Here is a 25,541-nt window from a genome sequence, read left to right as displayed (position 1 = left end):
CGGCGTGCGGGCACACCGTGACCGGGACACCGACCGGGAGGCTGCCGCCGTCCAGCGTCAGGCGCTCCGCCGACCCGCGCAGGACCCGAGAGACGCCCGGATGCCGGGTCTCCCCGCTCAGCCCTGGGTCTGCAACCGGCTCAGCTCCCGCCGCACATGGTCCAGGGCGCCCTCGCGGCGCCCGGGTACGCGGCCGCGCAGCGCGGCGAGGGCCGCGCCCAGTTCCCGGGCCGGGACGGTGTCGCGCACCCGGCCCCACTGGTGGTGGGCCCGGTCGACGGCCGCCTCCACCGCGGGTGACTGCGGGGGCTGGCCGGCGCCGAGGCGCGCCTCGGCCACCGTCAGCCAGGCCCGGCAGCTGCGCACCGGGTCGCCCGCGAACATCGCCAGGTCGGCCCGGACCTCCGTCCAGTGCAGCGCCTCCTCGGAGGCGGGCCCGTACGCGTGCGCGGCGGCCCCCTCGTGCCGGGCGGCGAGGGCGTCCGCGTCCGGGTGCCGGCCCGCCTGAACGGCCGCGGCGATGACGGCGTGCGGGTCGCCCGCGGCCGGCCCCGGCCCCGTCAGCACCAGGTCCGCGCCGGCCGCCGCGCCGCTGCCCGCCGCCTCGGCCGCCGTTCGGGCCAGCGCCTGCTGGTGCAACGCGTCGGGGGGCGGCCGGTGCCCGCTGCGCAGGATCGTGGCGAGGGCCCGCATGTACGAGGGGACGGCCAGCGTCCGCCGCGCGGGCGGCGGCGCGACACGGCCGTAGACGGCGTTGTTGCGCCCGCAGTCCAACGCGTTCAGCGGATCGGGTGAACCCGCCCGCAGCCACTGCCAGGTCTCGTGGTCGGCGTGCAGGTCGAGCAGCAGCGTCGTCGCACCGCTCGGCCGCAGCCGCAGCTCCTCGCGGATCCAGTGCCAGGGCAGGGCCGTGTAGCGGACGGTGGCCGGGGTGGTGCGGGCCAGGGCCAGGTGCGGCAGGCGCTGGCGCCGGTCCAGCTGGAGCTGCCCGACGACGTAGACGGTCAGCGGTCCCGGGGCCGCCGCCGCGGCGCGCAGCCGGGTGAGCACGGCCTGCGGCTCCAGCGGGTCGGCGAGTTCGACGACGTTCGCCGTGTCGGTGCCGGACAGCACGGCGGGCGGCACGGCCGCGAGCACGGGGAGGACGGAGGCGGCGTCCACCAGGCATCCCCTGCCCACCGGCGACGCCGCGAGCAGCAGCACGGTTCCGGGCATGTCCCCTCCCCTGTCGATCACGTACGGCAGCACCGTAACCGCTGCGGCCGCGAAGCGGGGCGCTCAGGGCCACCTCGGGGGCCGCCCCACCCGCCGTACCGCGAAGACCGTGGTGTCGTCGGCCAGCCGCCCCCGGCAGTGCCGCAGCGTGCCGTCCCGTACGAGGGTCACCAGCCGCTGCGGCGCGGCGTTCGCGGCGTCGGCGGCGACGGCGCTGGCGACGGCCTCGCCGTGCGGGAAGAACCGCCCCTGGGGATCGCGGGCCTCGGTGACCCCGTCGGTGACCAGCAGCAGCGCCTCGTCGTCGGCGAGCGCCGCGCGGCTCACCGCCACCAGGGGGCGGGAGATGAGATCGCTCATGCCCAGGGGCAGCCCGCCGGCGACCGGAAGGGCGCGTACGCCGCCGGGGCTGACCGCCAGGGGCGGCTCGTGGCCGAAGACGACGATCTCCACGGCGTGGGGCAGGTCGAGGCGGAAGCTCACCAGCACGGCCGTGGCGAACCGGTCGCCGTCGGCTCGGCCGAGGGCCGCCGTGTGCGCGCGGTGGCGCAGCATGCGGATCTCCAGATGCCTGGCGACCACGGCGAGGTCCGGCTCGTGGTACGCGGCGTCCCGGAAGGTGCCCAGCAGGGCGGCGGCCGCGTCGACCGCGCCCAGGCCCTTGCCCTGCACGTCACCGAGGAGGACGCGGGTGCCGTGCGGCCCGGGCTGGATGTCGTAGAAGTCGCCGCCGACGCGGGCCTCGCTGTCCGCGGCGAGGTAGACGGCGGCGTGCTCCAGGCCGCCGAAGCCCACCGGGAGCGGGCGCAGCACGGTGCGGCGCGTCGTCTCCGCGATGTCCCGCATGTGCAGCATGCGCTGCTCACCGCCGACCCGGACCGCGGCCACCACCACCGCCACGCCGCCGCCGATCACGACGAGCATCAGACCGGGCAGCCCGGTCTCCTCCCGGTGCTTCCAGACCATGTCGGCGAGGAGGTAGACGACCACCGCCAGCAGCGAGAACACGGCCGTGGCCCGCACTCCGCATACCGCGGCGGCGACACCGGGGACGAGGACGGTCCAGGAGATGATCTGGAACACGTCGGTGCTGACGTCGGCCAGCGCGATGCCGGCGAGCAGCACCGCGGGGATCAGCCAGGCGACGCTGTGCCCGCGCACGCTGAGCAGTTCGTTGCGGGACACGACGTCGCCGCGGCCGGCCGCCTGGACCAGCCGTCCCCACTTCCACCGGCCACGCACCGGCCTGCGCACGCGACCCCTCACAGCAGCAAGCGAAGCACGCCCCCCGGCGCCCCGCATCCTGACTTGCCGCCCGGCCCGCCCAGGTGTGCCCTGGAAGTCGGGGCGAGCGAGAGGAGTGCTCCATGGCTCACGCGGCACCGACACACACACCGCCCGACGTCTACGGCGCGCGGACCCACCTGCTGATGAAATGGGCGATGCCGCTGGCGATCGGCCTGGTCTACGGCTACTGGGTCGCGTCCGTCCGCCGCCACGGCGGGCCCATCACCGGCTGGAACCTGCTGGTCGGCTTCCTGAGCGTTCTCGTGTTCTTCGTGCTCTTCGTCGCGGTCCGCGCGGTCGCGGCCCGGTTGCCGCGGGAGGGGCACGCGGTGCTGTGGGGCGCGTTCGCGGGCAGCGCGCTGGGGTTCCTGTACTCCGGCAGCGGCGTGGCCATGTTCACGTCCATCCTGGTGTCCCTGCTGCTGGCGGCGGCGGTGACGGCGTCGCTGTTCTACCGCTACTACACCCACCAGGACGCCGAGGAGGCGCGGGCGGCGCGTACGTAGGGGCCATATGCAGTCATCCCGGTCGCCGCGGGTGGCCGCCCGGGCTTGCCTGGGAGGGTGGCCCCGCGTCTGAGGAGCGGCCTGTCGGCCGTACTGATCTCGCTCGCCTGCCTGCTCGCACCGTGCGGCACGCTGGCGGGCTGGGTCGCGTACGGGCTGGCCGACACCGGGCGGTACGTCGCGGCCATGGCGCCGCTCGCCGACGACCCGGACGTACGGGACACGGTCGCCGACACCCTGGGCGCCGGAGTCGCCGACGAGGTCGCGGCCGGCCCCGGCAACGGCGCCGTGCGGCTCTTCGTGCGGGACGCGGCCCGTTCCTTCGCCCGGACCGAAGCCTTCCGCGTGGGCTGGGAGGCGGCGAACCGCGCCGTCCACGTCGCCGTGCTGCGCGCCCTGCGGGACGACGGGGCACGGGGCCGGCCGGTCACCGTCGACCTGGCGCCCGTCACCGCACGCGTACGGGAGCGGCTGGCCGCGGACCACGTGTCGTTCGCGCGGCGCATCCCGGTGCGGCACACCGCGGTCACCGTGCTCCCGGCCCACGAGGTGGACCGGCTCAGGAAGGGCTACCACGTGCTCGACGTCGCCGCCTTCTGGCTGCCGCTCGCGGCGGTCGTCTTCGCACTCGGCGGCATCGCGGTCGCCGCCTGCCGACGCCACGCACTGACGGCCGCCGGGATCGGCACGGCCCTGGGCGGGGCCCTGCTCGCCCTCGCCGTCGTGCTCGGCCGCAGACTCACCGTCGCCGACCTCCCCGGCCCGGTGGACGGTCCCGCCGCGGGCGCCGTCTACGACGCCCTCACCGAGACCCTGCGCACGGCCTCCTGGCTCCTCGTCGCCCTCGGCCTCACGGTGGCCCTGACCTCCTGGCTCACCACCCGCCTCCTGCACCGCCGCCGGCCTCCCGCACCACCGGCCCCGGATCCCACGGCCCCCGGACCGACCCGCACGAGGCTCTGAAATCGCTTGGCGGCGCCCGCCCGCGGTCGGCTACCGTCACCGCTCATGCCCGAGACGACGACCCTGTGGCGCCCCACGGGCCCCGAGGAGCTGGCACTGGTCGAGGCGGCCGACTGGACTGCCTGGCCGCCGCGCCTGCCCGAGCAGCCGATCTTCTACCCCGTCCTCAACGAGGACTACGCGGTCCGCATCGCGCGCGACTGGAACGTCCCCGCCTCCGGCTCCGGCTACGTCACCCGCTTCGAGGTCGACACCGCCTTCCTGGAGCGCTACCCGGTGCGCCAGGCCGGCGGGGAGACGATCCTGGAGCTGTGGGTCCCGGCGGAGGAGCTGGCCGAGTTCAACCGGCACATCGTCGGACGTATCGAGGTCGTGCGGGAGTTCCACGCACCGGCGTAGGGCCCGGCGCGCAACTTTCGCCGCACCGTCCCCGTCTTTGAGGGAGGATTCGGGCATCGCATCCGCGAGCGGAGGGCCGGTACGTGGACACGGACACCGACACGGCGACCGGTGAGTGGACGGACTCCCCCGGCCGACCGGCCGGGCGCCGCGCCGGACGGCGTTTCGGAGCCTGGTGCGCGGCGCTGCTCTTCGCCCTGGTGAGCGTGGTCGTCGGCTGCCGCGTCGCGGACACCGACGGCGTCACCCCCGTACCGCAGCTGCTCGCCTTCCTGCCCTGGCTGCTCGTGCCGGCCGGCGCCGGGCTGCTGCTGACGCTGCTCGCGCGGTGGTGGACCGGCGCGGTGTGGGGTGTCGCGCTGCTCGGCCTGCTGGCCTGGTTCATCGAGCCGTACGGCAAGTCCGCCGACCCGGCCGGACCGCCCCTCGCCGAGCTGCGGGTGCTGACCTCGAACGTCGAGTTCGGACAGGGCACCGACGCGCTCGTCGCGGCCGTCCGCGAGGAGCAGCCCGACCTCGTGTTCGTACAGGAGTGCGAGTACACGTGCGACGCGGCACTGCGCCGCGACCTCGCCGCCGACTACCCCCACCGGCAGGCCGTCGAGGGCGGCGGCTCCGAGGGGTCGGTCATCCTGAGCACCTACCCGCTCGAGGCCACCGCCGGCGTCCCCGCCACCATGGGCATGCCGGGCGCCGTCGCGGACGTGCGCGGCCACGCCGTACGGCTCCAGCTCGCCCACCCCATGCCGCCGCTGCCGGACCAGGTGGGCCTGTGGCGCGACGAGCTGGACGCGCTGCGGGACGCGGTCGCCGGGGACCGCTCCACGCCCGCCGTCGTGGCCGGAGACTTCAACGCCTCCCAGGACCACGCCGCCTTCCGCCGCATCCTCGACACCGGGCTGAGCGACGCCGCCCGGCTGTCCGGGGCCGACCGCACGGTCAGCTGGCCGGCCCGGACCAGCCCGGCGTTCGGCGCGCAGATCGACCACGTCCTCGTGTCGGAGGACTTCGCCGCGCGCGGCGCCCGGTTCCTGGACCTGGCCGACACCGACCACCGCGCGCTGGTCGTCGACCTCACGCTGCACGGGGCCGGCTGACACCGGCCCCGCACGGCGTGACCGCCGGGGCTCAGACGCCGATGTCCTCGCCGTCCGCGCGCCACACCGCCACGACCGCCGGCCGCACGATCTTCCCCGGCCCGTCGGGCCAGGTGCTGGCGGGCTCCTCCACCGACGCTCCGTCCACCTCGCCCGGGTGCTGCACGGCGACCAGCACACGCCGGTCCTGGATGAGCGGCCCGCAGGTCTCCGCGCCGGTCGGCACGGTCAGGAACTGCTTCAGCTCGCCGCGCCGGTCACCCTTGGTCGCGACACCGAAGAGGCCGTCGTGGGTGCCGAGCGCGTTGCCGTCCGTGGAGATCCACAGGTTGCCGTGGTCGTCGAAGGCCACGTTGTCCGGGCAGGAGATCGGGCTGACCCGGTCCTTCGGGAAGCCCGCGAAGTAGGTCGCCGGATCCTCCGGGTCGCCCGCGACCAGGAACAGCGACCAGGCGAAGCTGGTGGCGTCGGCCCGGTTCCAGCGCTCGGTCAGCTCCAGGACGTGCCCGTGCTTGTTGGCGTTGCGGGGGTTGGCCTCGTCCGGCTTGGCGTTGGACCCGACCCCGCGGTTGGTGTTGTTGGTGAGGGCGACGTACACCTTGCCGGTCGCCGGCGACGGCTCGATGTCCTCGGGCCGGTCCATCTTCGTCGCGCCGACCTTGTCCCCGGCGAGCCGCGTGAAGACGCACACCTCCTCGGCGCTCATGCCCTCGACGTGCGAGACGGCACCGTCCTCGGTCGCGGTGACCAGCGGGATCCAGCGGCCGCTGCCGTCGAACTCGCCGTCGCGCGGCAGCTTGCCCGTGCCGTCGATCTCGATCGCCGGGGAGTCGCCGCTGAGCTTCGCGACGTACAGGGTGCCCTCGTCGAGCAGCGACAGGTTGTGCTCGCGCGCCGAACGGCTGCCGCCGTGCCGCATCCGCTTGCTGCCGACGAACTTGTAGAAGTAGTCGAACCGCTCGTCGTCGCCGGTGTAGACGACCGGGCGGCCGTCCCAGGTCAGCCGCACGGTGGCGGCCTCGTGCTTGAAGCGGCCGAGGAGCGTGTGCTTGCGCGGCGTGGACTCGGGGTCGTACGGGTCCAGCTCGACGACGTACCCGAAGCGGTGCACCTCGTTCGGCTCCTTGGCCACGTCGAACCGCTTGTCGAACCGCTCCCACTTGCGCTCGGTGGCGCCGGTCCCGATCCCGTACCGCTTGTCGGTGTCGCGGTTGCTGTTGGCGAAGTACTGGTTGAAGTTCTCCTCGCCGTGCAGCGTCGTGCCCCACGGGGTGGTGCCGCCGGAGCAGTTGTTGAGGGTGCCGAGCACCTTGCGCCCGGACCGGTCGGCGGAGGTCCTCACCAGGTCGGAGCCGGCGGCGGGCCCGGTCAGCCGGAACTCGGTGGTGGCGGTGACCCGCCGGTTGAGCCGGTGCCGCGAGACGGGCGTCAGGTTGCCGCTCCTGCGCTCCTCCTCCACGGCGACGACGGACAGCCCGTGCGCCGCCCAGGCGATCTCGACCTGCTCGCGCGTCGGGTTCTCGGGGTCGTAGCCCCGGAACATGAGGACCTCGTCGGTGTACTCGTGGTTGGCGACGAGGACCTGCCGGTCGCGTTCGCCGCGCAGCGGCAGCAGCGCCAGGAAGTCGTTGTTGTACCCGAACTGACCGGCCTGGGCCTTCGCGGTCTGCTTCTCCGGGTCGAAGGCGGGCGCCCCGCGCAGAATGGGTTCACCCCAACGGATCACGACGTCCTGCCGGTAACCCTCCGGAACGGTGACCTTGTCGTCCTTGTTGGGTGCGACGGGCGTGAACCGCAGCCCGCGCGCGCCCTGCGGTTTCGGGTGGTGCCCGTGCCCCCGGCCCGCCACCGGCGCGGCCTGCGCCGACGGCGCCCCGGCCACGCCCACGGCCCCGGCACCCGCCGCGGCGACGGTGACGACGGCCGCGGCACGCATCATGGAACGGCGGCTGAGCGCACCGGCGATCACGTCACCGACGTATTCGTTGGAGCTGGTGTTGGGCACCTCGTGGAAGCAGGCGTCCCCACACCGGAAGCGACAGGTCATGGCGGACCGGCCGCCCGGGTGCGAACCGGACGACGGTGTCCCGATCAACGGCAGCAGCTTGCGCACTGTGTTCTCCCCTGAGAAACCCTTGGATGCCCTTGGTGTCAGCGCGACCGTAGGTGCACATACGTGCGGGAGCCGGGCGGCGCGGTGAACGGCGGGTGAACCCGTGGCAGCCGGAGGGGAATTGCCGCGCCGTCTCGATCCCACCTTGACGCGCCCGTGCTTTCGTGGCAGACCCTGCACAAGATCACAAGTCGGGACCGCTAACCTTACGTGTCCGTCCTGGCCAGGGATTGACGGGCATCAACTCACCCGAAGGGTTGCGCACATGGGCATTCTCACTCTCCTGCGGAACGCGTTCGGCCGGTCACGCAAGGAACAGACCGCCCCTGCGGAGGGTGCGACGCAGGAGACGGCACCGCCGGTCACCGCGCCGGAGCCGAAGCTCCCGTCCCAGCCCACCGCACCCCCGGAGACCCCGGCCCAGCCGGAGTCCACCCAGGTCCCCGAGCCCCGCTCGGAATCCACCCCTGACGAACACGACCTCGTCAAGGCCGCCTTCACCAACGTCAACGTCCCGAAGCCGTCCGCGGAACCGACCCCGGCCCCAGAGGCAGAGACGACCCCGGAGCCGAAGCCCGATCCCGAACCGGAGCCGAAGGCGAAGGCCGAGCCGAAGCCCGATCCCGAACCGGAACCGAAGGCGGAGGCCGAGCCGAAGCCCGAGCCGCACGCAAAGCCCGAACCGAAGCCGAAGGCGGAGGCCGAGGCGAAGCCCGAGCCGAAGGTCGAGGCGAAGCCCGAGCCGGAGGCGAAGGCAGAGCCGAAGGAGAAGGCGGAGGCCCCCCAGCCCGCAGCCGCCGACGACGAGGACGCCCCACAGGGGCCACCCGCACCCGACAACGAAAGCCGCACGGGTGGTGCGGGTGGGAACAAGGACTCCGAAGGCGAAGCCGAGGAGACCACGCACCCGGAGCCGGAGGCCCCCGCCGAGGAGACCACGCACCCGGAGCCGCAGGCCGACGCGACCCCGAAGCCGGCGACCACACCCGCCCGCCTCCGATCCCGCGCCCCCGCCCTCACCACCGCCTACAAGGCCGCCGCCACCACCCTCAAGACCCACGACCTCACCGGCACCCGCGCCAAGGTCCACCTCGTCCTCGACCGCTCCGCCTCCATGCGCCCGTACTACAAGGACGGCTCCGCCCAGGCCCTGGCCGAGCAGACCCTCGCCCTCGCCGCCCACCTCGACCCCGAGGCCACGGTCCACGTCACGTTCTTCTCCACGGAGCTGGACGGCACCGGCGACCTCACCCTCACCGACCACGAGAACAAGATCGACGAGCTGCACGCAGCGCTCGGCCGCATGGGCCGCACCAGCTACCACGCCGCCGTCGAGGCAGTCCTCGCCCACCACGAGAAGGAAGCCCCCGGCACCCCCGCCCTGGTGGTCTTCCAGACCGACGGCGCCCCGGACGCCAAGACCCCGGCCACCCAGTCCCTCACGGACGCCGCCAAGAACCACCCGAACGTCCACTTCTCCTTCGTCGCCTTCGGCGACCCGGAGAACAAGGCCTTCGAATACCTCCGCAAGCTCAAGACGGGCAACACGTCGCACTTCCTCGCCGGCGAGACCCCGAAGGAGCTGACCGACGAGGAGCTGTACGAGGGCGTACTGGCCAGCTGGCGCCCGTAGCGACAGCGCACCTCACCCGCAGCACCCGGGCCGCTCCCTTCCACTCACTGAAACGGAAGGGGGCGGCCCAACCCGTGTCGGCTACGATTTCAAGGTTCCACGGACGACCGGAAACACGTGATCGTCACTCCACGTAGCGACTTGGGAGCAGCCCGCGATGGCTCGACACCTCATCACCAGCGCCCTTCCGTACATCAACGGGATCAAGCACCTGGGCAACATGGTGGGGTCCATGCTCCCGGCCGACGTCTACGCCCGGTACCTGCGCCAGCGCGGCCACGAGGTCCTCTACATCTGCGCGACCGACGAGCACGGCACCCCCGCCGAGCTGGCCGCGAAGGAGCAGGGCGTGCCCGTCGCCGAGTTCTGCGCGTCCGCGCACGACGCCCAGAAGGCGGTCTACGACGGCTTCGCCCTCGCCTTCGACTACTTCGGCCGCAGCTCCTCGCCGCAGAATGTCGAGATCACCCAGCACTTCGCCCGCAGGCTCAACGAGAACGGGTTCATCGAGGAGCGCGCGATCCGCCAGGTGTACAGCCCGGCCGACGGCCGCTTCCTCCCGGACCGCTACGTGGAGGGCACCTGCCCCCACTGCGGCTACGACAAGGCCCGCGGCGACCAGTGCGAGAACTGCACCAGGGTCCTCGACCCCACCGACCTGATCGAGCCGCGCTCCGCGATCTCCGGCTCCACGGACCTGGAGGTCCGCGAGACCAAGCACCTCTTCCTCCTCCAGTCCAAGCTCCAGCACGAGGTCGAGGAGTGGGTGGCCCGCCACGAGGAGGAGTGGCCGCAGCTGGCCGCGTCCATCGCCCGCAAGTGGCTGAACGAGGGCCTGCACGACCGCGCGATCACCCGCGACCTGGACTGGGGCGTCCCCGTCCCGGCCGACACCTGGCCGGACCTGGCGGCCGAGGGCAAGGTCTTCTACGTGTGGTTCGACGCGCCGATCGAGTACATCGGGGCGACGAAGGAGTGGGCGGACCAGGACCCGGAGAACCGGGACTGGAAGTCCTGGTGGTACGACGCCGACGACACCGTCCGCTACACGGAGTTCATGGCCAAGGACAACGTCCCGTTCCACACGGTGATGTTCCCGGCCACCGAGCTGGGCGTCCGCGAGCCGTGGAAGAAGGTCGACTACGTCAAGGCGTTCAACTGGCTGACGTACTACGGCGGCAAGTTCTCCACGTCCCAGAAGCGCGGCGTCTTCACCGACCAGGCCCTGGACATCCTCCCGGCCGACTACTGGCGGTACTTCCTCATCGCCAACGCCCCGGAGTCCGACGACTCGTCGTTCACCTGGGAGCACTTCACCGCCACGGTCAACAAGGACCTCGCGGACACGCTCGGCAACTTCGTCAACCGCGTGCTGTCCTTCTCGAAGAAGCGCTTCGGCGAGGCGGTCCCGGCCGGCGGCGAGCCCGGTGAGGCGGAGACCCGGCTCGGCACTGAGATCGCCACGCTCCTCGCGGAGTACGAGGCGCAGATGGAGGCGCTCCAGTTCCGCAAGGCCGCCGCGGCCCTGCGCGCCCTGTGGTCGGCCGGCAACTCCTACCTGGAGGAGAAGGCCCCCTGGCTGGAGATCAAGACCGACAAGGACGGTGCCGCGCTCACCCTCCGCACGGCGATGAACCTGATCCACCTGTACGCGGTGGTCTCGGAGCCGTTCATCCCGGGCACCGCCGCGGCCATGCGCCAGGCCTTCTCCCTGGAGCAGGACACGGCGACCTGGATCACCCCCGACGAGGCCCGCGCCCTGACGACGGTGGCGGCCGGCACCCCCTTCACGGTCCCCCCGGTCCTCTTCGCCAAGCTGACGGACGACGACCTGGACGCGTACAAGGAGCGCTTCGGCGGCGAGCCGCAGCCCGCGTAGCAGCGCCACACGGGAGGGCCCGGGAGCAACCGCTCCCGGGCCCTCCTGCGTCCGTTACACCGAGCGCACCGCGAGGATCACGAGGGGGACCAGTCCATGGCACTGTTCGGCAACGCCCACAGCATCGACCCGGCCCAGGCCCAGCAGGAGTACGCGCGCCTGCTCGGCCAGGGAGAGCAGGTGTACGCCGCGTACCTGCTGATCCGCGACACGATCCTGTTCACCGACCGGCGCCTGATCCTGATCGACAAGCAGGGCATCACCGGCAAGAAGACGGAGTACCACTCGGTCCCGTACCGCAGCATCACGCACTTCGCGGTCGAGACGGCCGGCACCTTCGACCTCGACGCGGAACTGAAGATCTGGCTCTCCGGCTCCCAGGTCCCCATCCAGAAGACCTTCACCAAGGGCGTCGACATCTACGAGGTCCAGGCCATCCTGACCCAGTTCGTGGCCCGGTAGCCGAGGAGGTCAGCTCCCGGAGGCGTACGCCACGAAGTCCGCCCAGGCGTCGGCGCCGAGCGCGAGGCGCGGCCCGGCGTCGCGGTACTTGGAGTCGCGGACGTGGGTGGTGCGGGGTGTGAGGGCGATCTCGACGCAGGAGTTGCCGTCGCCGCTGCTGCTGTAGCTGCTCTTGAACCACGTCAGCGTGGAGTCGTCCCTGGTGCTCATGTCTCTCCAAGCATCTGCTCGATGAACGCCCGCGATTCCCGGGGCGTGAGCGCCTGGGCCCGGATCATGCTATAGCGCAGGTCAAGGATGCGGATCTGCTTCGGGTCGCTCACGGGGCGGCCGTTGAACGCGCCCTCGGAGCGGCCCACGGCCGTGCCTTCCGGGAACTTCAGCTCCTCGATGAGCCCGCCCGTGCCGAAGTGGTCCTCGACGTCCGTCGGCATCACCTGGATCGACACGTTCCGCAACTCCCCCAGCTCAAGCAGGCGTTCGAGCTGTCGACGCCACACCATTCTGCCCCCAACCGGCCGCCGGAGCGTCGACTCTTCCTGGACGAAGGTGAGCGTCGGCGCGGGTGACCGATCGAAGATCGCGCGGCGAGCCATGCGTGCGGCCACCATGCGCTCGGTCTCCTCGTCCGAGTAGGCGGGAAGCCACGCGCCGAACAGTGCCCGCATGTGCCCTTCGGTCTGCAACAGTCCCGCGACGTTGCTGTTCTCGTACACTCCGATCTCGACCGCCCGCGCCTCCATCTGCGCAAGATCCCGCACCTTCTTCGGGTACCGGACCTTGGCCACGTCCTCCCGCATCGCCGCGAGCAGCCCGCCCGCCCCCAGCACCTCGTCCGCCCGCTCCAGGTACTCGGGCCGGGGAATCCGCTTCCCGCCCTCGATCTTGTAGACGAGGTCCTCGCCGTACCCCACGGCCCTGCCGAAGTCGCCTGCCCGCATCCCCACGGCCTCGCGCCGCAGCTTCAACTGCCGCCCCACCGTGGCGATCACCGCCACGCCCCACTCGTCGTCCGGGTCGACCTCCCACCCCGGCTCGTCAGCCTCGGTCCTGAGCTGCCGAACCTCGCCGTCCACCGACATGCGCGCCCCTCCGTCGTACCGCCCCGTACCAGCCACGCCCTACCCGTCAACGACGCCCCGACAAGCCTGGACACGACCGGACAGATCACACCCGGCCCGCCCCCGAAGCCACCGCAACCTGACGCTTCAAGCTCCGGTCCGACCTGCGCCCCTATGAACTACTCACTGGAGAGAAAGAACCCACCCATGACAACGGCCAAGGGCCCGGAACCGACACACGGTTCCGGGCCCTTCGCCGGTAAGACGGTCGCCGCCTACTTCGGCTGCGGCTTGCGCACCGTCAGGTGCAGCTCCCTCAGCCGGGACTCGTCCAGCTCCGTCGGGGCGCCCATCATCAGGTCCTGGGCGTTGCCGTTGAGCGGGAAGGCGATGGTCTCGCGGATGTTGGGCTCGTCGGCCAGCAGCATCACGATGCGGTCCACGCCCGGGGCGATGCCACCGTGCGGCGGGGCGCCGAAGCGCAAGGCGCGCAGCATGCCGGCGAACTCGCGCTCGACGGTCTCCGCCTCGTAGCCCGCGATGCCGAAGGCCTTGAGCATGATCTCCGGCTCGTGGTTCCGGATCGCGCCCGAGGACAGCTCCACGCCGTTGCAGACGATGTCGTACTGCCAGGCCAGGATGTCCAGCGGGTCCTGGTTCTCCAGCGCGTCCATGCCGCCCTGCGGCATCGAGAACGGGTTGTGGGAGAAGTCGATCCTGCCCGTCTCCTCGTCCTTCTCGAACATCGGGAAGTCGACGATCCAGCAGAACCGGAAGACGTTCTCCTCGAAGTGCCCGGCGCGCTTGGCGGCCTCGACGCGGACCGCGCCCATGATCTTGGAGACCTCGTCGAACTCACCCGCGCCGAAGAACACCGCGTGCCCGGCGGCCAGCGAGAGGCGCTTGGTCAGCTCGGCGACGTTCGCCTCGGTGAGGAACTTCGCGATCGGGCCGGTCAGCGAGCCGTCCTCGGCGACGCGGACCCAGGCCAGGCCCTTGGCGCCCTGCTCCACCGCGTAGTCACCGAGCTGGTCGAAGAACTTGCGCGGCTGGCCGGAGACGTCCGGCACCGGCAGCGCGCGGACGTGCTTACCGGCGAAGGCCTTGAACTCCGAGCCCTCGAAGACGTCGGTGATGTCGACCAGCTCCAGCTGGGCGCGCAGGTCCGGCTTGTCGGAGCCGTACTTCAGCATCGCCTCGCGGAACGGGATGCGCGGGAACGGCGAGGTCACGTGGCGGCCGTTGCCGAACTCCTCGAACAGCTCCGTCATCAGCCGCTCGATCGGACGGAAGACGTCCTCCTGCTCGACGAAGCTCATCTCGACGTCGAGCTGGTAGAACTCGCCCGGCGAGCGGTCCGCGCGGGCGTCCTCGTCGCGGAAGCAGGGCGCGATCTGGAAGTACCGGTCGAAACCGGAGATCATCAGCAGCTGCTTGAACTGCTGCGGGGCCTGCGGCAGGGCGTAGAAGCGGCCTGCGTGGAGGCGGGAGGGGACGACGAAGTCGCGGGCGCCCTCGGGGGAGGTCGCGGTGAGGATCGGCGTCGCCATCTCGTTGAAGCCGAGGGTCACCATCTTGCTGCGGATCGAGGAGATCACCGACGTACGCAGCATGATGTTGCGGTGCATGCGCTCGCGGCGCAGGTCGAGGAAGCGGTACTCCAGCCGCCGCTCCTCGTTGACCCCGTCCTCGGTGTTGATCGTGAAGGGCAGCGGCTGGGCGGCGCCGAGCAGCTCGACCTCGCCGACCTCGACCTCGACCTCGCCGGTGGGCAGGTCGGGGTTGATGTTGTCGGCACCGCGGGAAACGACCTTGCCGTCGACCCGAACGGTCGATTCCTTGGTCAGCTTGTCCAGCGCCTCGTACGCCTCGGTGCCCGGACGGGCGACGAGCTGCGTGATGCCGTGGTGATCGCGCAGATCGATGAAGAGGATGCCGCCCAGGTCGCGCCGATTGTGCAGCCAGCCACTCAGCCGGACGTCGGTACCGACGTCAGAGGAGCGGAGCTCGCCGCAGGTGTGGGACCTGTACCGATGCATCGTCGTTCATCCAGCCTTCGCGGATCGGGGATGGTGTTTCGCGTTTCACGTGAAACAACCCCAGCGTACCGGGCACCCAAGGCTGCCCTCCTCCCCTTTGGCCGCCGGGGCCCCGCCGCGAGCGGTGGCAGCGGGCGAACACCTCTTCTTACAGTGGGCCCATGCGCACTGGTGAGCCCCTGCCCGAGGTGGGGGACGTCCTCGCCGCCCTGGCGACCGGCCTGTGGCACTGGGACACCGCCACGGGTGAGGTCACGGTCGACGCGGTGGCCGCCCGCCTGCTGGGGCTGTCCGCGCAGCAGGTGACCCTCACCGAGGCGCAGGTACGGTCCCGGCTGCATCCGGTCGACTGGAACGAGATCACCGGTGTGATCCAGCTCGCCGTCGCGGAGGGCACCCTCGCCGAGGTCCGGATCCGGATCATGGACGAGCGGGGCCATGTCGTCCGGGTGGTCCGCAGCCGCTCCAAGCCCTCCTTCGACCCGGTGCGCAAGGCGTACGAGCTGACCGGCACCCTCCAGGAGGTCACCGAGCCCACCCCCGGCAGCCGCGCGGGGCGCAGCGCGGTCACCGGGGACTGGCGCCGCTCGCGCGAGGCGTTCCTGCTGGACGCGGGCCGCGCCCTGGCCGAGGCACGCTCCACGGAGGAGGTGCTGCGGGTCGCCGCGGCCCTGTCGATGCCGGGGTTCACACCGGACGGGCTCGCGGTCTTCGGGGTCTCCGGCGACCGCCTCACCGTCATCGGCCACCACGGGCAGCCCGAGCCCGAGGTCAACCCGTTCGTGGACATGTCCCTGGACACCGACTACCCGGCCGCCGAGGTGGCCCGCACCGGCCGGGCCGTCTACCTCTCCTCGCCCCAGCAGTACCGCTCCCGCTACCCCACGACCTGGCATCTCGCCGAGCGCTTCGGCCGCCGCTCCTGGGCCTACCTGCCGCTGACGGTGGCCGGCCGCACCATGGGCGCCTGGCTGGCGGCCTTCGCGTACCCGGTCACGTTCACCCCGGACGAGCGGTCCGTGCTGACCACCGTGGCGCGGATGCTCGCGCAGGCCCTGACCCGGGCGGGCGCCGCCGAGACCCAGCGGGAGCTGACCGACGGGGTCCAGCGCTCCATGCTGCCCGCGCTGGGCCCGGACATCCCCGGCATGGACATCGCCGCCCGCTACGTCCCCACCGGCGGCGGACTCCAGGTCGGCGGCGACTGGTACGACATGATCCCGCTGCCCGGCGAGCGCTTCGCCATCGTCATCGGCGACGTACAGGGGCACGACGTGCGGGCGGCCGCGCTGATGGGCCAGCTGCGCATCGCGCTGCGCGCCTACGCCTCCGAGGGCCACCGCCCGGACGCGGTGCTCTCCCGCGCCTCGCACTTCTTCCACGGTCTGACCCGGTCCGACGAGGACCCCGGCGACATGCGCTTCGCGACCTGCTACTACGCCGAGGTCGACCCCGCGACCGGCACCGTGGAGAGCGCCCGCGCCGGACACCTGGACCCGGTCGTGCGCATGGCGGACGGGACGGCGCTGATCCTCGCCACGGCGGGCGGGCTGCCCCTCGGCATCGACCCGGACACCGACTACCCGACCACCCGGCTCGCCCTGGAGCCCGGAGACACCCTGATGCTGTGCACGGACGGCCTGGTCGAGACCGGCGGGCACGACCTCCAGACCGGCTGGCACCGCCTGCGCGTGGTCCTGGAGGACCACGAGGGCGGCCTGGAGGAACTCGCCGACGCACTGGTCCAGGCCGTGCACGGCCCCTCCTCGCACCACACCACCGGCCCGCTGGCCGACCGGCGGGAGGACGACATCGCCCTGCTGCTGCTGTGCCGGCAGGGCGAGGGCTGCGGCTGCGGCGACAGCACGGTGGCCCGGCCGACGGTGCGCCGCGCCATGCTCTCGGTCGCGCAGGCCGAGCCCGCCCGCATCGCCACCGCCCGGCAGCACCTGCGCGACCTGCTGCACGACTGGCCCGACGAGGACCAGCAGGACGCGGCGGTGCTGCTGCTCTCCGAGATGCTGACGAACGTCCTGGTGCACACCGACACCGACGCCCTGCTGGTCGCCGAGGTGGCCGGCGAGCCCGGCGAGCGGCGGATCCGGGTGGAGGTCACCGACAACGGCGACGATCTGCCGCACAAACGCCGCCCGGGGGAGATGGCCTCCTCGGGACGCGGCCTGATGCTGATCGAGCTGCTCGCCGACGCCTGGGGCGTCGCCCCGCGCGGCAAGGGCAAGAGCATCTGGTACGAGCTCTACGAGTCCGCGGGCCCGGCGGACGGCCCCGCCGACGATTCGGCGGCGGCGTAGCGCTTCTGCAGCTCGTGGACGATCCCGAACGCCGCCGCGGTCAGCGGCACGGCGAGGAGCATCCCGAGGATGCCGGCCACCGACGCCCCCGCGGTCAGCGCCAGCAGCACGACCGCCGGGTGCATCTGCACGGTCCGGCTCTGGATCATCGGCTGGAGCACGTGCCCCTCCAGCACCTGCACGGCCAGGACCACCCCGAGCGCCCAGAGCGCGATGACGAACCCCCGGTCCGCCAGCGCGACCAGCACGGCGACGGTGCCGGAGATGAACGCCCCCAGGTACGGGATGTAGGCGCCGACGAAGACCAGCGCGCCGAGCCCCACCGCGCCGGGGACGCGCAGGATCAGCAGCCCGACGGTGATGCAGAGCGCGTCGATGAGGGCGATCAGGGTGGTGCCGCGCATGAAGCCCTCGACGGCCCCGAAGGCGCGCCGGCCCATCGCCTCGACGGTGTCGGCGGCACCGGGCGGGGCGAGGGCGCGCACCGTGCCGACGGCCCGGTCGGAGTCGCGCAGGAAGAAGAAGACCAGCAGCAGGGCGAGCACCGCCACGGCGATCATCTCGCCGACCACGCTGAGCCCGGTCACCACGCCCGAGGCGGCCGTGCCGCCGAACTTGCCCAGCAGCTCGCGGGCGTTGGACGCCATGTCCTCCAGCGAGGTGCCCGCCGCCCCGAAGTGGTCGGCGATGTCGCGCGCCGCGTTCCGGACCGAGTCGACGATCTGGTCGCCGGTCTCGATGAGCGCGGACACCACGATGTACATCGCGCCGCCGACCACGGCGACGACGGCGACGCAGGTCAGCGCGGCCGCCAGCGAGCGCTGCACGTGGGCCTTCACCAGCCGCTTGTGCAGCGGTCTGAGCAGGGCGGTGCCGAGCAGCGCGAGCAGTGCCGGTGTCACCGCCGTGCGCAGCTCGACGCAGAGCCGGATCGCGACGTAGGCGACACCGCTGGCGAGCAGGATGACGGCGCACCAGGCGGCGAGCCGGCGGACCGGGCCGGGGAGCAGGTGCACGTCCCCAGCCGATCACGCCCCGGGCGGGCTGTCCTGCGCGGACGCCCCGCCCGGGTGACACGGCGTCAGGACCGGTCGCTCCTCAGGCCGGCGGGCGCGCGCCCGCCGGCCGAAGCCGCTCGTACACGGTCAGCCGCCGTCCGCGGACCTGCTCGTCGCCCACCACGGTGAAGTACTCCTCCAGCACCGCGGTCTTCGCCTGGTCCCGCCGCGCCGACGGCGGGCGGGCCACGCCGGGCGCGTCGGTGACCAGCAGGATGCGCCGCTGCGCCAGCATCGCGGACCGTATGCGGGCCGGGTCGGCCTCCTCGCCCTTCAGCGTCCCGGACTCCACGGGTGTCTCCCGCAGCGCGACGTCCCGCACTCCCGCGAAGGCGTCGGGGGAGACCAGCGCGGTGTCGCGGCGGGCCGCCGGTATGAAGACCACCGCGTCGCCGGGCCGCTTCACCCTGCGTACGTCCGCCGCCGCCGCGAGGACGTCGTCGACCCTGCTGGCCGGGGACCGCTTGGCCAGTGCCTGCGGCAGCAGCGCGACCACGGCGGCGGTGACCACCACGGGCACGAGCCAGGACGACGCTCCGGGGGAGCGTGCCGCGAGGGCCGCGGCGGCGGCGTTCAGGCCCGCCCCGATCAGCAGGGCCAGACCGAGCATGCTGAACAGGACGTAGCGGTCCAGGAACAGGGGACGGACCAGGGAGAGCGCGGCCAGGGCGAGCTGCGGCACCGCCAGCAGCGGCAGTCCGACGGCTGCCACCGACGGCCGTCCCGCCCTCGGCCGGCTCGGCAGGGCGCAGAGCGCGCCGATCGCCAGCAGGACGGCGGGGCCGATCATCATGTGCCAGGTCAGCGGCGGTATCCAGGAGACCTGGCCGGACTGGCGCCGACTGAAGAGGATCAACGGCAGCACACCGGCCACGGCGACCGCCGAGGCGGCCGCCCAGCGTCTGAGGACGGCCGGCGTCGCCCGCGCCCACACCAGCGTCGCCGCGTGCGCGGGCAGGATCAGCAGCGACAGCCAGTTCAGCAGCCCGCACGCCAGGAGCGCGGCGGCGTAGGCAGCCCAGTGCGGCGTCCGGCCGCGGCCCTGGAGCAGCGTCACCAGCAGCAGCGTCGAGATGGCCGCTCCGGCCGTGACCATGGCGTACGGGCGGCCCTCCTGCAGATAGAACTGCACGGCCGGGACCAGCCCCAGGACCAGCCCGCCGACCAGGCCCGCCCGGACTCCGGCCAGCCGGTGCCCGATGACCGTGACACAGGCGGCCGCCACCGCCGTGGCCAGCACGGAGGGCAGCCGCAGGGTCGTCGTGCCCGGCCCGAAGCAGGTGAAGAGCCCGTGCATCAGCAGGTAGTAGAGACCGTGCACGACGTCGACCCGGCCCAGCATGTGCACGGTGTCGGCGGCCGGCCGAAGGGCCACCTGCCAGGTCGCGGCCTCGTCCCGCCACACGCTGTCCTGCCGGGAGAGCCCCCACAGCCCGAGGGCGAGGGTCCACACGACCGGGATCGACCAGAGCGGCGGGCGCCGCCGGAGACAGGCCACGGCGGCGGCTTTCCAGGGATTCATGAAGCAGCGGACCGTTCGGCACCTCGAAGGTGGTGGTGCGTGTTCTCGTGGACGGCGAAGACGGAGTCGCACCGGTCACGGACACGGTCGTCGTGCGTGGCGATGACCACGGCGCATCCCGCGTCGCTCATGTCGCGCAGGACGTCGGTGACGACGTCGGCGTTGGCGTGGTCGAGGGCGCCGGTCGGCTCGTCGGCGAGCACCAGGGAGGGTTCCTTGACGATGAGCCGGGCGAGCGCCACCCGCTGCTGTTCCCCGCCGCTGAGCCGGTGGACCTTCTCCTGCTCCCGGCCCGCCAGGCCGACGCGGTCCAGGGCGCCCGCGACACTCACGCCGGTGCGGTTCCGCCGGCCCCGCCGCTTCGTGCGCGCGACCTCCAGGTTGTCGGCGACGGTGGCGTTGTCGATCAGGGCGTAGTTCTGGAAGAGGTGGCCGAGGACGTCGCGGCGGAAGCGCCGGGCCTCCTGCCTGCCGAAGCGGGTGATGTCGACGCCGTCGTGGAGTATCGCGCCCGCGGTCGGCCGGTCGAGGAGGCCGAGGCAGTGGAGGAGGGTCGACTTGCCCGATCCGCTGGGGCCGACGAGGGCCAGCATGCGGCCGCGGTCGATGTCGACGGTGACTTCGGACCACAGGGTGCGGCTGCCGAAGGTCTTCGCCAGTTTCACGATCTCGATCACAGGGGTGCTCCTGCCGGGTGGGGGGTTCTCGTCCGCGAGAGGCTCATGAGTCGGCCGCCCCCTCCTTGACGACGCGGCGGTGGAAGACGCCGAGTGCGATGAGCACGGCGCACACCTGGACGGCCACGAGAGCGGTGATGGCGGCGAGGTCCGACGTGGTCGTCTCGACCGCCGGGAACGGAGCGGGGATGCCGCGGTCGGTGAACTCCGCCAGCTCCTGGTTCTGCCGCCAGACCCGCACGGGAACCCAGCAGGCGAGGAACACGGCCAGAATCCCCTCCGAGGCGAGGACGAGGCGGTGGTTGGCCGTGAACCTCCAGCCGCTGACGTGCCGGGCGAAGACGGTCTGGGCACGTCTGCGCACGTGGATCATGCAGACACCGACGCCGGTGACGACCAGGACGGCCACAGCCGCGGCGAGGTTGAAGAGCTGCAGCCGGAAGTCGTGCACCGCGTCCCGCAGTTTCAGCGCGGCGCTCTGTCCCACCGGACGCACGGAGGTGACGTAGGTCCCCAGTCCGTTCGGGTCCGCCGTGATCGCGCCCAGGGCGTCCTCCCGGTCGGGAAAGACGATGCCTTCCTGACTGGCGAACGCGGTGTAGGTGTCGTCGGAGAGGATCCGGGAGCCGCTGGGCACCACGACCAGGACGGGGTCGCGCACCAGGGACCGGTCGTCGTCCGGGCGGTGGGCCGTGTTGGGGCTCAGAGCGCCGGAGTTGTAGCCGAACAGGCGCTGACCGTCCTTCGCCCGCAGCGACGTCACCTCCAGCTTGCGGCGGACCTCGGGTGCGAGCCGCCCGAACATGTCGGGGAGCCCGGCGCGGATGTCCGCGGTGTGGCCGGCGAGGGAGTCGGGGACGATGAGCCGCACGGCGTGGGCGTCCGGGCCGCTCCCGTCCGGCGACCGTGCCGCGTACCGGCGTCCGGTCGGGTCGAGGACCGGCTGCCGGGCGAGGAAGGTCTCGTTGACGACGAGCATCTCGCCCGCTGGGAGCCGGACTTCGGAGGAGGCGTCCCGGAGGTCGCGGCGCCCGGCGACGACGATCTCGCCCGCGGTGTCGGACCGGCGCAGCCACCCGCCGACCTGGGCGATGACCTTGCTCTGCTCACCCACCAGGCTGCCGTTGAGGCGGATGGTGACGGCGTCGCCCGCCCGGGCGTAGGCGCTCCGGGTGTCCTGCCGCGCCATGACGTGCTGCCAGGCCAGGGCCACGTCCATGGCGACGGCGAGCGCGAGGAGCAGCGCCGGGACACGCACCAGGTAGGTGGCGACGAGCGCCGCCCGCCCCGGCAGTTCGCCCTTGAGGGCGCGCACCAGCGCCACCTTGGAGATCAGGACGAGGGCGGCCGCGTGGGTGGCCAGGACCAGGAGGACCAGCGGTCCCGCCAGGGCGACGGCCACCGACGCGAACAGCCCCAGCCAGGCGAGTCCGTTGTAGTAGCCGAGAAAGCCGAGTGTCACGGCCGCCACCGCGCAGCCGGCGGCCGCCCAGAACCCCGCCAGTTGCCGGAGGTCACGGGCGAGGACGTCCCACAGGGACTTGCCCTGGAGGCGCAGCACCCCGTACGCCTTGGCACTCAGCAGTACGCTCGCGCCGGTCGTCGCCGCCGCGGCGAGGGCCACGACCCAGAAGGTCCAGAAGAGGTCGTCGCCCGAGAAGAACTGGGCCAGTTCACCGGCCGAGAGCGGGTGCTGCACGCTTGCGCGCAGTCCGAGCCCGCTGAACTCGGCCACCAGCGCGTCGGCGGCCTCGGGCGATCCGAACACGTAGTAGAAGCCCCGCGGATCCCGCTGCCCGATGTCGGCGAGGGGATGCACGCGCGTGTCGACGTGCGCGCTGAAGCCCGGGTATCCGTCGCGCAGCCACGAAGCGGCGTCGGAATGCGGGGCACCCGTGCTCAGATAAAGGTGCCGAATTCCGTCGGGATTCCGCACGTCGGGGGCCTCACGAGCCACCGAGATCTCGTGTTCCTCCGAGAACTCGGTGATCTCGCGGGCCACCCGGGCACCACTCACGGAATCGTCGGACTCGAACACCCAGACCTGGGCCGAATTTCCCAGTACCAGTTGCTCGTCCAGCCCCCGCACGAAGAGAAAGGCCATCATCGCTGAGGTGGCCAGTACGGCGGCATGGACGTATTTGATACCTCGGTGGAGCATCGGTCACCTAGGTCCGGGTATTCGATCGGTGAGCAGTGGCGTACGGCGGAAGGTCAGCAGGACGCGTCGTAATGGGCGCTGTTGGGGTGGACGCTCGACTTCTCCACCGAGGCCTTGGACCACTTCTTGTTGGCGGTGCAGCCGCTGTACGCCCAGCTCCTTCCGTGAACGGAGGAAGCGTGGTAATTGACGCTGTGGTAGAAGTTCGAGTAGGCGTAGTTGGCGCCCACGTCGTAGCTCCACCGGCCGCCACTGACGTCGACCGACTTGGCCAGCGCGGGAGTGGCGACGGCCATGACGATGGCACCGGCGGCGGCTGCGGCCTTGAGGCCGTTCTTCATACGCATGTGTGACTCGCTTCCGTTCTTGCCTGCTGAAACGCGCATGGGTGTGCCCTGACGCGCATGGGTGAGCCCCGACGGGCATGGGTGTGCCCGCAGGGATGGGTGTGCCCTGACGGGCGGAAGAAGACGGGCAGGCCCGGGTCAGAGCTGCTTGACCGACTTCTGGGTGCAGTGCTTGGCGCGATATCCGCGGGGCATCTGGTCGTTGGCGTTCTTCTTGGCCGCCTTCTTGGCGTCCGAAGCCGTCTTTCCGGTGCCGTGCCCCTGCACGAACCCATGAGCGGTGTCATCCGAAATGCGCTTCTTGGTGCACTGGAAGTGCGCCGTCCAGCCCCGTGCCGCTTCGGCGGGAGCGGCGACGCTCAGTGGAATCACCACCGCCACGGCAGTGGTGAGGAGTGGGCCGATGACAAGCATTCTGCGCATGAGTGTTGATCCCCCTTGAAATGTGTGGGGGCACACCTCATCCCGCCTTGGCCCAGAGGCCAATGCGGGATGTGAGTCTTGCTCTCGCCCCCGTGAAAAGCCACTCGTTCCCGGTGGTCGGCCGGGTGAGTGGACGTCCAGAAGTTACGCGGCGGGGACGGAGTTTATCCAGTCACTACGGGGTGACCATGATCACTGCACATTGATGGAACGCGGAGGACACCTGCTCCGGATGGCTCGCGCCACTTCGTCTCCGCTAACCTCCACACCCATGAAGCAGCGGCAGCAGAAGAAACTTTCCCGCCACCTCTTCGAAGCGATACTGCTGGGGGACGCCGCTCGTGCGCGGACGGTGCTGCGGGCCGGCGCCGACCCCGAGCGGGGCGACGGCGAGGGCACGCTCCCCCTGTACGAGGCGGCGGTGAGCGGCAGGACCGAGATCGTGCGACTGCTGCTGGAGGCGGGCGCCGCTCCCGACACCGAGAGCCGCGGAGTCGGCGCGGAGGGCACCCCGTTGTGCGCGGCGGCGTGCTGGGGGCACGCGGAAACCGTGCGGGAACTGCTGGCGCACGGCGCCGATCCGGGGCTCCGGGAGGACCACGGAGCCGGCCGCTCCCCCCTGGAATGGGCGAACGACGGCCCCCACCCCGAGACCGCCGCGCTCCTGATCGCGGCGGGGGCGGCGCCCTCCACGGAAACCGTGTAGCCACCGCCCCCCCGCCGGGCGCCGTCGGCGCCGGAGGACCTACAGACCGTCCTCGGTCATCCCGTGCACCGCCGGGACCGTCCCCAGCCGGCCCTTCTGGAAGTCCTCGAAGGCCTGCTGGAGCTCGTCGCGCGTGTTCATCACGAACGGCCCGTAGTGCGCCATCGGCTCCCGGATCGGCCGGCCGCCGAGCAGCACGACCTCCAGGTCCGGCGTGTGCGCGTCCTGCTTCTCGTCCGCGCGGACGGTCAGCGAGCCGCCGGCCCCGAAGACCGCCGTCTGCCCGAGGTGCACCGGACGCCGCTCGGCGCCCACCGAACCGCGGCCGGCCATCACGTACGCCAGGCCGTTGAAGTCCTCCCGCCAGGGCAGGGTGACCTCGGCGCCCGGGGCGAGCGTGGCGTGGACCATGGTGATCGGCGTGTGCGTGATCCCCGGGCCGTCGTGACCGTCCAGCTCACCGGCGATGACGCGGAGCAGCGCGCCGCCGTCGGGGGAGGTGAGCAGCTGGACGGAGCCGCTGCGGATGTCCTGGTACCTCGGGGCCATCATCTTGTCCCGGGCCGGCAGGTTCACCCACAGCTGGAGCCCGTGGAAGAGGCCGCCGGACATCACCAGCTGCTCCGGCGGCGCCTCGATGTGCAGCAGTCCGGAGCCCGCCGTCATCCACTGGGTGTCGCCGTTGGTGATGGTGCCGCCACCGCCCTGGCTGTCCTGGTGGTCGAAGATCCCGTCGATGATGTAGGTGACGGTCTCGAAGCCGCGGTGCGGGTGCCAGGGGGTGCCCTTGGGCTCTCCGGGCGCGTACTCCACCTCACCCATCTGGTCCATCATGATGAACGGGTCGAGATGGCGGTAGTTGATCCCGGCGAACGCGCGGCGCACCGGGAAGCCCTCCCCCTCGAAACCGCTGGGAGCGGTCGTGACGGTCAGCACGGGGCGTGCGACGGCGTCTGCGGACGCGGATACACGGGGCAGCGTCAACGGGTTCTCGACGGTCACTGCGGGCATGTCGGTACCTCCTCGGGTACGCCCACTTTAGTTGAGCGTTGAACTTCTTGCCAGTCCGAACCACGAAAGCCCGGAGGGCATTCCCTCCGGGCTCGTCCAGCAGTGGCGGCCGCGACGCCTAGCCATACATACGGCGCATCGCAAAATCGACCATCTGTTCGACGGCCTTCGCGTCGAAGACCATCCGGTGCTCGCCCTCCATGTCCAGGACGAAGCCGTAGCCGGTCGGCAGCAGGTCGATCACCTCCGCCCCGGTGATCACGAAGTACTTGGACTCCTTGCCCGCGTACCGGCGCAGTTCCTTCAGGCCGGTGAACATCGGGATCACGGGCTGCTGGGTGTTGTGCAGCGCGAGGAACCCGGGGTTGTCGCCGCGCGGGCAGTAGACCTTCGACGTCGCGAAGATCTGCTGGAAGTCCTCGGCGGACATCTGGCCGGTGGTGAAGGCGCGCACCGCGTCCGCAAGGGAGGGCGGGGACGGCTCGGGGTACAGCGGCGGCTGCTGCCCGTATCCGCCGCCCATCGGCTGCTGCGGCGGCGGGGCGTACTGCTGCTGCTGAGGACCCGCGGTCTGGTCGTAGCCGTACATGCCGCAAAGAGTAACGAGTAACGAGTCACAGATGACCCGCTCGGGGTTGCTTCTTATTACCGACGGGTAGCATCATCGGTA

General features: G+C 71.9%; 23 protein-coding genes. 9 read left to right on the top strand and 14 right to left on the bottom strand.

The features are described 5' to 3' along the window. Positions 1 to 117: 117 nt before the first annotated feature. Entirely contained in the window at positions 118 to 1,215 is a 1,098-nt protein-coding gene (locus ACGF3J_RS15965; protein ID WP_393854212.1) for a hypothetical protein, read from the bottom strand. Between the two features lie 63 nt (positions 1,216 to 1,278). Then, entirely contained in the window at positions 1,279 to 2,469 is a 1,191-nt protein-coding gene (locus ACGF3J_RS15960) for a PP2C family protein-serine/threonine phosphatase (RefSeq protein ID WP_161329545.1), read from the bottom strand. Positions 2,470 to 2,582: 113 nt separating this feature from the next. Here ACGF3J_RS15960 and ACGF3J_RS15955 point away from each other — a divergent pair, with 113 nt between their 5' ends. From ACGF3J_RS15955 to ACGF3J_RS15940, 4 genes are all read left to right on the top strand, one after another. Beyond that, positions 2,583 to 3,008, top strand: a complete 426-nt coding sequence (locus ACGF3J_RS15955) for a hypothetical protein (protein ID WP_161329544.1) — start codon at positions 2,583 to 2,585, stop codon at positions 3,006 to 3,008. Positions 3,009 to 3,065: 57 nt separating this feature from the next. Continuing rightward, positions 3,066 to 3,971 carry a hypothetical protein gene (locus tag ACGF3J_RS15950; RefSeq protein ID WP_161329543.1) on the top strand — a complete coding sequence of 302 codons (906 nt, stop codon included), beginning with the start codon at positions 3,066 to 3,068 and terminating at the stop codon, positions 3,969 to 3,971. Between the two features lie 45 nt (positions 3,972 to 4,016). After that, positions 4,017 to 4,370 (top strand): ADP-ribosylation/crystallin J1, encoded by a 354-nt coding sequence (locus tag ACGF3J_RS15945; protein ID WP_161329542.1) that lies wholly within the window; start codon positions 4,017 to 4,019, stop codon positions 4,368 to 4,370. Positions 4,371 to 4,453: 83 nt separating this feature from the next. Continuing rightward, entirely contained in the window at positions 4,454 to 5,467 is a 1,014-nt protein-coding gene (locus ACGF3J_RS15940) for an endonuclease/exonuclease/phosphatase family protein (protein WP_161329541.1), read from the top strand. Positions 5,468 to 5,498: 31 nt separating this feature from the next. Here ACGF3J_RS15940 and ACGF3J_RS15935 read toward each other — a convergent pair whose 3' ends face one another. Then, on the bottom strand, positions 5,499 to 7,580 hold the full coding sequence (locus tag ACGF3J_RS15935; RefSeq protein ID WP_393854211.1) for a PhoX family protein: 2,082 nt from the start codon (positions 7,578 to 7,580) through the stop codon (positions 5,499 to 5,501). 265 nt (positions 7,581 to 7,845) lie between these two features. On the opposite strand from ACGF3J_RS15935, the gene ACGF3J_RS15930 reads away from it, so the two are divergent. The 3 genes from ACGF3J_RS15930 to ACGF3J_RS15920 all read left to right on the top strand — a co-directional run bounded on the left by ACGF3J_RS15930 (position 7,846) and on the right by ACGF3J_RS15920 (position 11,554). Next, positions 7,846 to 9,213, top strand: a complete 1,368-nt coding sequence (locus ACGF3J_RS15930; RefSeq protein WP_161327601.1) for a VWA domain-containing protein — start codon at positions 7,846 to 7,848, stop codon at positions 9,211 to 9,213. A gap of 157 nt (positions 9,214 to 9,370) precedes the next feature. Continuing rightward, entirely contained in the window at positions 9,371 to 11,092 is a 1,722-nt protein-coding gene (gene metG, locus ACGF3J_RS15925; RefSeq protein ID WP_161327602.1) for a methionine--tRNA ligase, read from the top strand. A gap of 96 nt (positions 11,093 to 11,188) precedes the next feature. Beyond that, positions 11,189 to 11,554, top strand: coding sequence for a PH domain-containing protein (locus tag ACGF3J_RS15920; protein WP_064728890.1), 366 nt, complete (start codon positions 11,189 to 11,191; stop codon positions 11,552 to 11,554). Between the two features lie 9 nt (positions 11,555 to 11,563). Here ACGF3J_RS15920 and ACGF3J_RS15915 read toward each other — a convergent pair whose 3' ends face one another. The 3 genes from ACGF3J_RS15915 to aspS form a co-directional block, all read right to left on the bottom strand. Beyond that, the gene (locus ACGF3J_RS15915; RefSeq protein ID WP_161327603.1) at positions 11,564 to 11,764 is read right to left on the bottom strand and encodes a DUF397 domain-containing protein; all 201 of its coding nucleotides are present in this window, start codon (positions 11,762 to 11,764) and stop codon (positions 11,564 to 11,566) included. Next, a complete protein-coding gene (locus ACGF3J_RS15910; protein WP_161327604.1) occupies positions 11,761 to 12,636 on the bottom strand; it encodes a helix-turn-helix transcriptional regulator in 876 nt (291 codons plus the stop codon). The genes ACGF3J_RS15915 and ACGF3J_RS15910 overlap by 4 nt, the downstream gene beginning before the upstream one ends. A 254-nt stretch (positions 12,637 to 12,890) precedes the next feature. Then, on the bottom strand, positions 12,891 to 14,654 hold the full coding sequence (gene aspS / locus ACGF3J_RS15905) for an aspartate--tRNA ligase (RefSeq protein ID WP_161327605.1): 1,764 nt from the start codon (positions 14,652 to 14,654) through the stop codon (positions 12,891 to 12,893). Positions 14,655 to 14,815: 161 nt separating this feature from the next. Between aspS and ACGF3J_RS15900 the strand changes: the two genes are divergently transcribed. Continuing rightward, complete coding sequence (locus ACGF3J_RS15900) at positions 14,816 to 16,966, top strand: SpoIIE family protein phosphatase (RefSeq protein WP_161327606.1); 2,151 nt, start codon at positions 14,816 to 14,818, stop codon at positions 16,964 to 16,966. Here the strand turns inward: ACGF3J_RS15900 and ACGF3J_RS15895 are convergent. From ACGF3J_RS15895 to ACGF3J_RS15870, 6 genes are all read right to left on the bottom strand, one after another. Next, positions 16,912 to 17,982 (bottom strand): AI-2E family transporter, encoded by a 1,071-nt coding sequence (locus ACGF3J_RS15895; RefSeq protein WP_161327607.1) that lies wholly within the window; start codon positions 17,980 to 17,982, stop codon positions 16,912 to 16,914. The genes ACGF3J_RS15900 and ACGF3J_RS15895 overlap by 55 nt on opposite strands. 82 nt (positions 17,983 to 18,064) lie before the next feature. After that, the gene (locus ACGF3J_RS15890; RefSeq protein ID WP_161327608.1) at positions 18,065 to 19,546 is read right to left on the bottom strand and encodes a glycosyltransferase family 39 protein; all 1,482 of its coding nucleotides are present in this window, start codon (positions 19,544 to 19,546) and stop codon (positions 18,065 to 18,067) included. Beyond that, positions 19,543 to 20,223 carry an ATP-binding cassette domain-containing protein gene (locus tag ACGF3J_RS15885; RefSeq protein ID WP_161327609.1) on the bottom strand — a complete coding sequence of 227 codons (681 nt, stop codon included), beginning with the start codon at positions 20,221 to 20,223 and terminating at the stop codon, positions 19,543 to 19,545. The genes ACGF3J_RS15890 and ACGF3J_RS15885 overlap by 4 nt, the downstream gene beginning before the upstream one ends. A 43-nt stretch (positions 20,224 to 20,266) precedes the next feature. Further along, entirely contained in the window at positions 20,267 to 22,384 is a 2,118-nt protein-coding gene (locus ACGF3J_RS15880) for a hypothetical protein (protein WP_161327610.1), read from the bottom strand. 53 nt (positions 22,385 to 22,437) lie between these two features. Next, positions 22,438 to 22,731, bottom strand: coding sequence for a lactococcin 972 family bacteriocin (locus ACGF3J_RS15875; RefSeq protein ID WP_161327611.1), 294 nt, complete (start codon positions 22,729 to 22,731; stop codon positions 22,438 to 22,440). Between the two features lie 138 nt (positions 22,732 to 22,869). Next, positions 22,870 to 23,154: a hypothetical protein gene (locus tag ACGF3J_RS15870; RefSeq protein ID WP_161327612.1), complete on the bottom strand. Its 285-nt coding sequence runs from the start codon at positions 23,152 to 23,154 to the stop codon at positions 22,870 to 22,872. Positions 23,155 to 23,425: 271 nt separating this feature from the next. Here ACGF3J_RS15870 and ACGF3J_RS15865 point away from each other — a divergent pair, with 271 nt between their 5' ends. Further along, positions 23,426 to 23,860 carry an ankyrin repeat domain-containing protein gene (locus tag ACGF3J_RS15865; RefSeq protein ID WP_161327613.1) on the top strand — a complete coding sequence of 145 codons (435 nt, stop codon included), beginning with the start codon at positions 23,426 to 23,428 and terminating at the stop codon, positions 23,858 to 23,860. 39 nt (positions 23,861 to 23,899) lie between these two features. Here ACGF3J_RS15865 and ACGF3J_RS15860 read toward each other — a convergent pair whose 3' ends face one another. Beyond that, complete coding sequence (locus ACGF3J_RS15860; RefSeq protein WP_161327614.1) at positions 23,900 to 24,871, bottom strand: pirin family protein; 972 nt, start codon at positions 24,869 to 24,871, stop codon at positions 23,900 to 23,902. Between the two features lie 118 nt (positions 24,872 to 24,989). Continuing rightward, complete coding sequence (locus ACGF3J_RS15855) at positions 24,990 to 25,460, bottom strand: SseB family protein (protein ID WP_064728881.1); 471 nt, start codon at positions 25,458 to 25,460, stop codon at positions 24,990 to 24,992. Between the last annotated feature and the right edge of the window lie 81 nt (positions 25,461 to 25,541).

The sequence above is a fragment of the Streptomyces sp. NPDC048171 genome, assembly GCF_043202655.1.
GTDB lineage: Bacteria > Actinomycetota > Actinomycetes > Streptomycetales > Streptomycetaceae > Streptomyces.
This window is presented reverse-complemented; position numbering and strand designations above follow the sequence as displayed.

Excerpts from the sequence above, each read along its gene's own strand:
- ACGF3J_RS15965 (WP_393854212.1), bottom strand. The coding sequence starts at position 1,215 with ATGCCCGGAACCGTGCTGCTGCTCGCGGCGTCGCCGGTGGGCAGGGGA.
- ACGF3J_RS15955 (WP_161329544.1), top strand. The coding sequence starts at position 2,583 with ATGGCTCACGCGGCACCGACACACACACCGCCCGACGTCTACGGCGCG.
- ACGF3J_RS15945 (WP_161329542.1), top strand. The coding sequence starts at position 4,017 with ATGCCCGAGACGACGACCCTGTGGCGCCCCACGGGCCCCGAGGAGCTG.
- ACGF3J_RS15930 (WP_161327601.1), top strand. The coding sequence starts at position 7,846 with ATGGGCATTCTCACTCTCCTGCGGAACGCGTTCGGCCGGTCACGCAAG.
- metG (WP_161327602.1), top strand. The coding sequence starts at position 9,371 with ATGGCTCGACACCTCATCACCAGCGCCCTTCCGTACATCAACGGGATC.
- ACGF3J_RS15920 (WP_064728890.1), top strand. The coding sequence starts at position 11,189 with ATGGCACTGTTCGGCAACGCCCACAGCATCGACCCGGCCCAGGCCCAG.
- ACGF3J_RS15915 (WP_161327603.1), bottom strand. The coding sequence starts at position 11,764 with ATGAGCACCAGGGACGACTCCACGCTGACGTGGTTCAAGAGCAGCTAC.
- ACGF3J_RS15910 (WP_161327604.1), bottom strand. The coding sequence starts at position 12,636 with ATGTCGGTGGACGGCGAGGTTCGGCAGCTCAGGACCGAGGCTGACGAG.
- aspS (WP_161327605.1), bottom strand. The coding sequence starts at position 14,654 with ATGCATCGGTACAGGTCCCACACCTGCGGCGAGCTCCGCTCCTCTGAC.
- ACGF3J_RS15900 (WP_161327606.1), top strand. The coding sequence starts at position 14,816 with ATGCGCACTGGTGAGCCCCTGCCCGAGGTGGGGGACGTCCTCGCCGCC.
- ACGF3J_RS15890 (WP_161327608.1), bottom strand. The coding sequence starts at position 19,546 with ATGAATCCCTGGAAAGCCGCCGCCGTGGCCTGTCTCCGGCGGCGCCCG.
- ACGF3J_RS15880 (WP_161327610.1), bottom strand. The coding sequence starts at position 22,384 with ATGCTCCACCGAGGTATCAAATACGTCCATGCCGCCGTACTGGCCACC.
- ACGF3J_RS15875 (WP_161327611.1), bottom strand. The coding sequence starts at position 22,731 with ATGCGTATGAAGAACGGCCTCAAGGCCGCAGCCGCCGCCGGTGCCATC.
- ACGF3J_RS15870 (WP_161327612.1), bottom strand. The coding sequence starts at position 23,154 with ATGCGCAGAATGCTTGTCATCGGCCCACTCCTCACCACTGCCGTGGCG.
- ACGF3J_RS15865 (WP_161327613.1), top strand. The coding sequence starts at position 23,426 with ATGAAGCAGCGGCAGCAGAAGAAACTTTCCCGCCACCTCTTCGAAGCG.
- ACGF3J_RS15860 (WP_161327614.1), bottom strand. The coding sequence starts at position 24,871 with ATGCCCGCAGTGACCGTCGAGAACCCGTTGACGCTGCCCCGTGTATCC.
- ACGF3J_RS15855 (WP_064728881.1), bottom strand. The coding sequence starts at position 25,460 with ATGTACGGCTACGACCAGACCGCGGGTCCTCAGCAGCAGCAGTACGCC.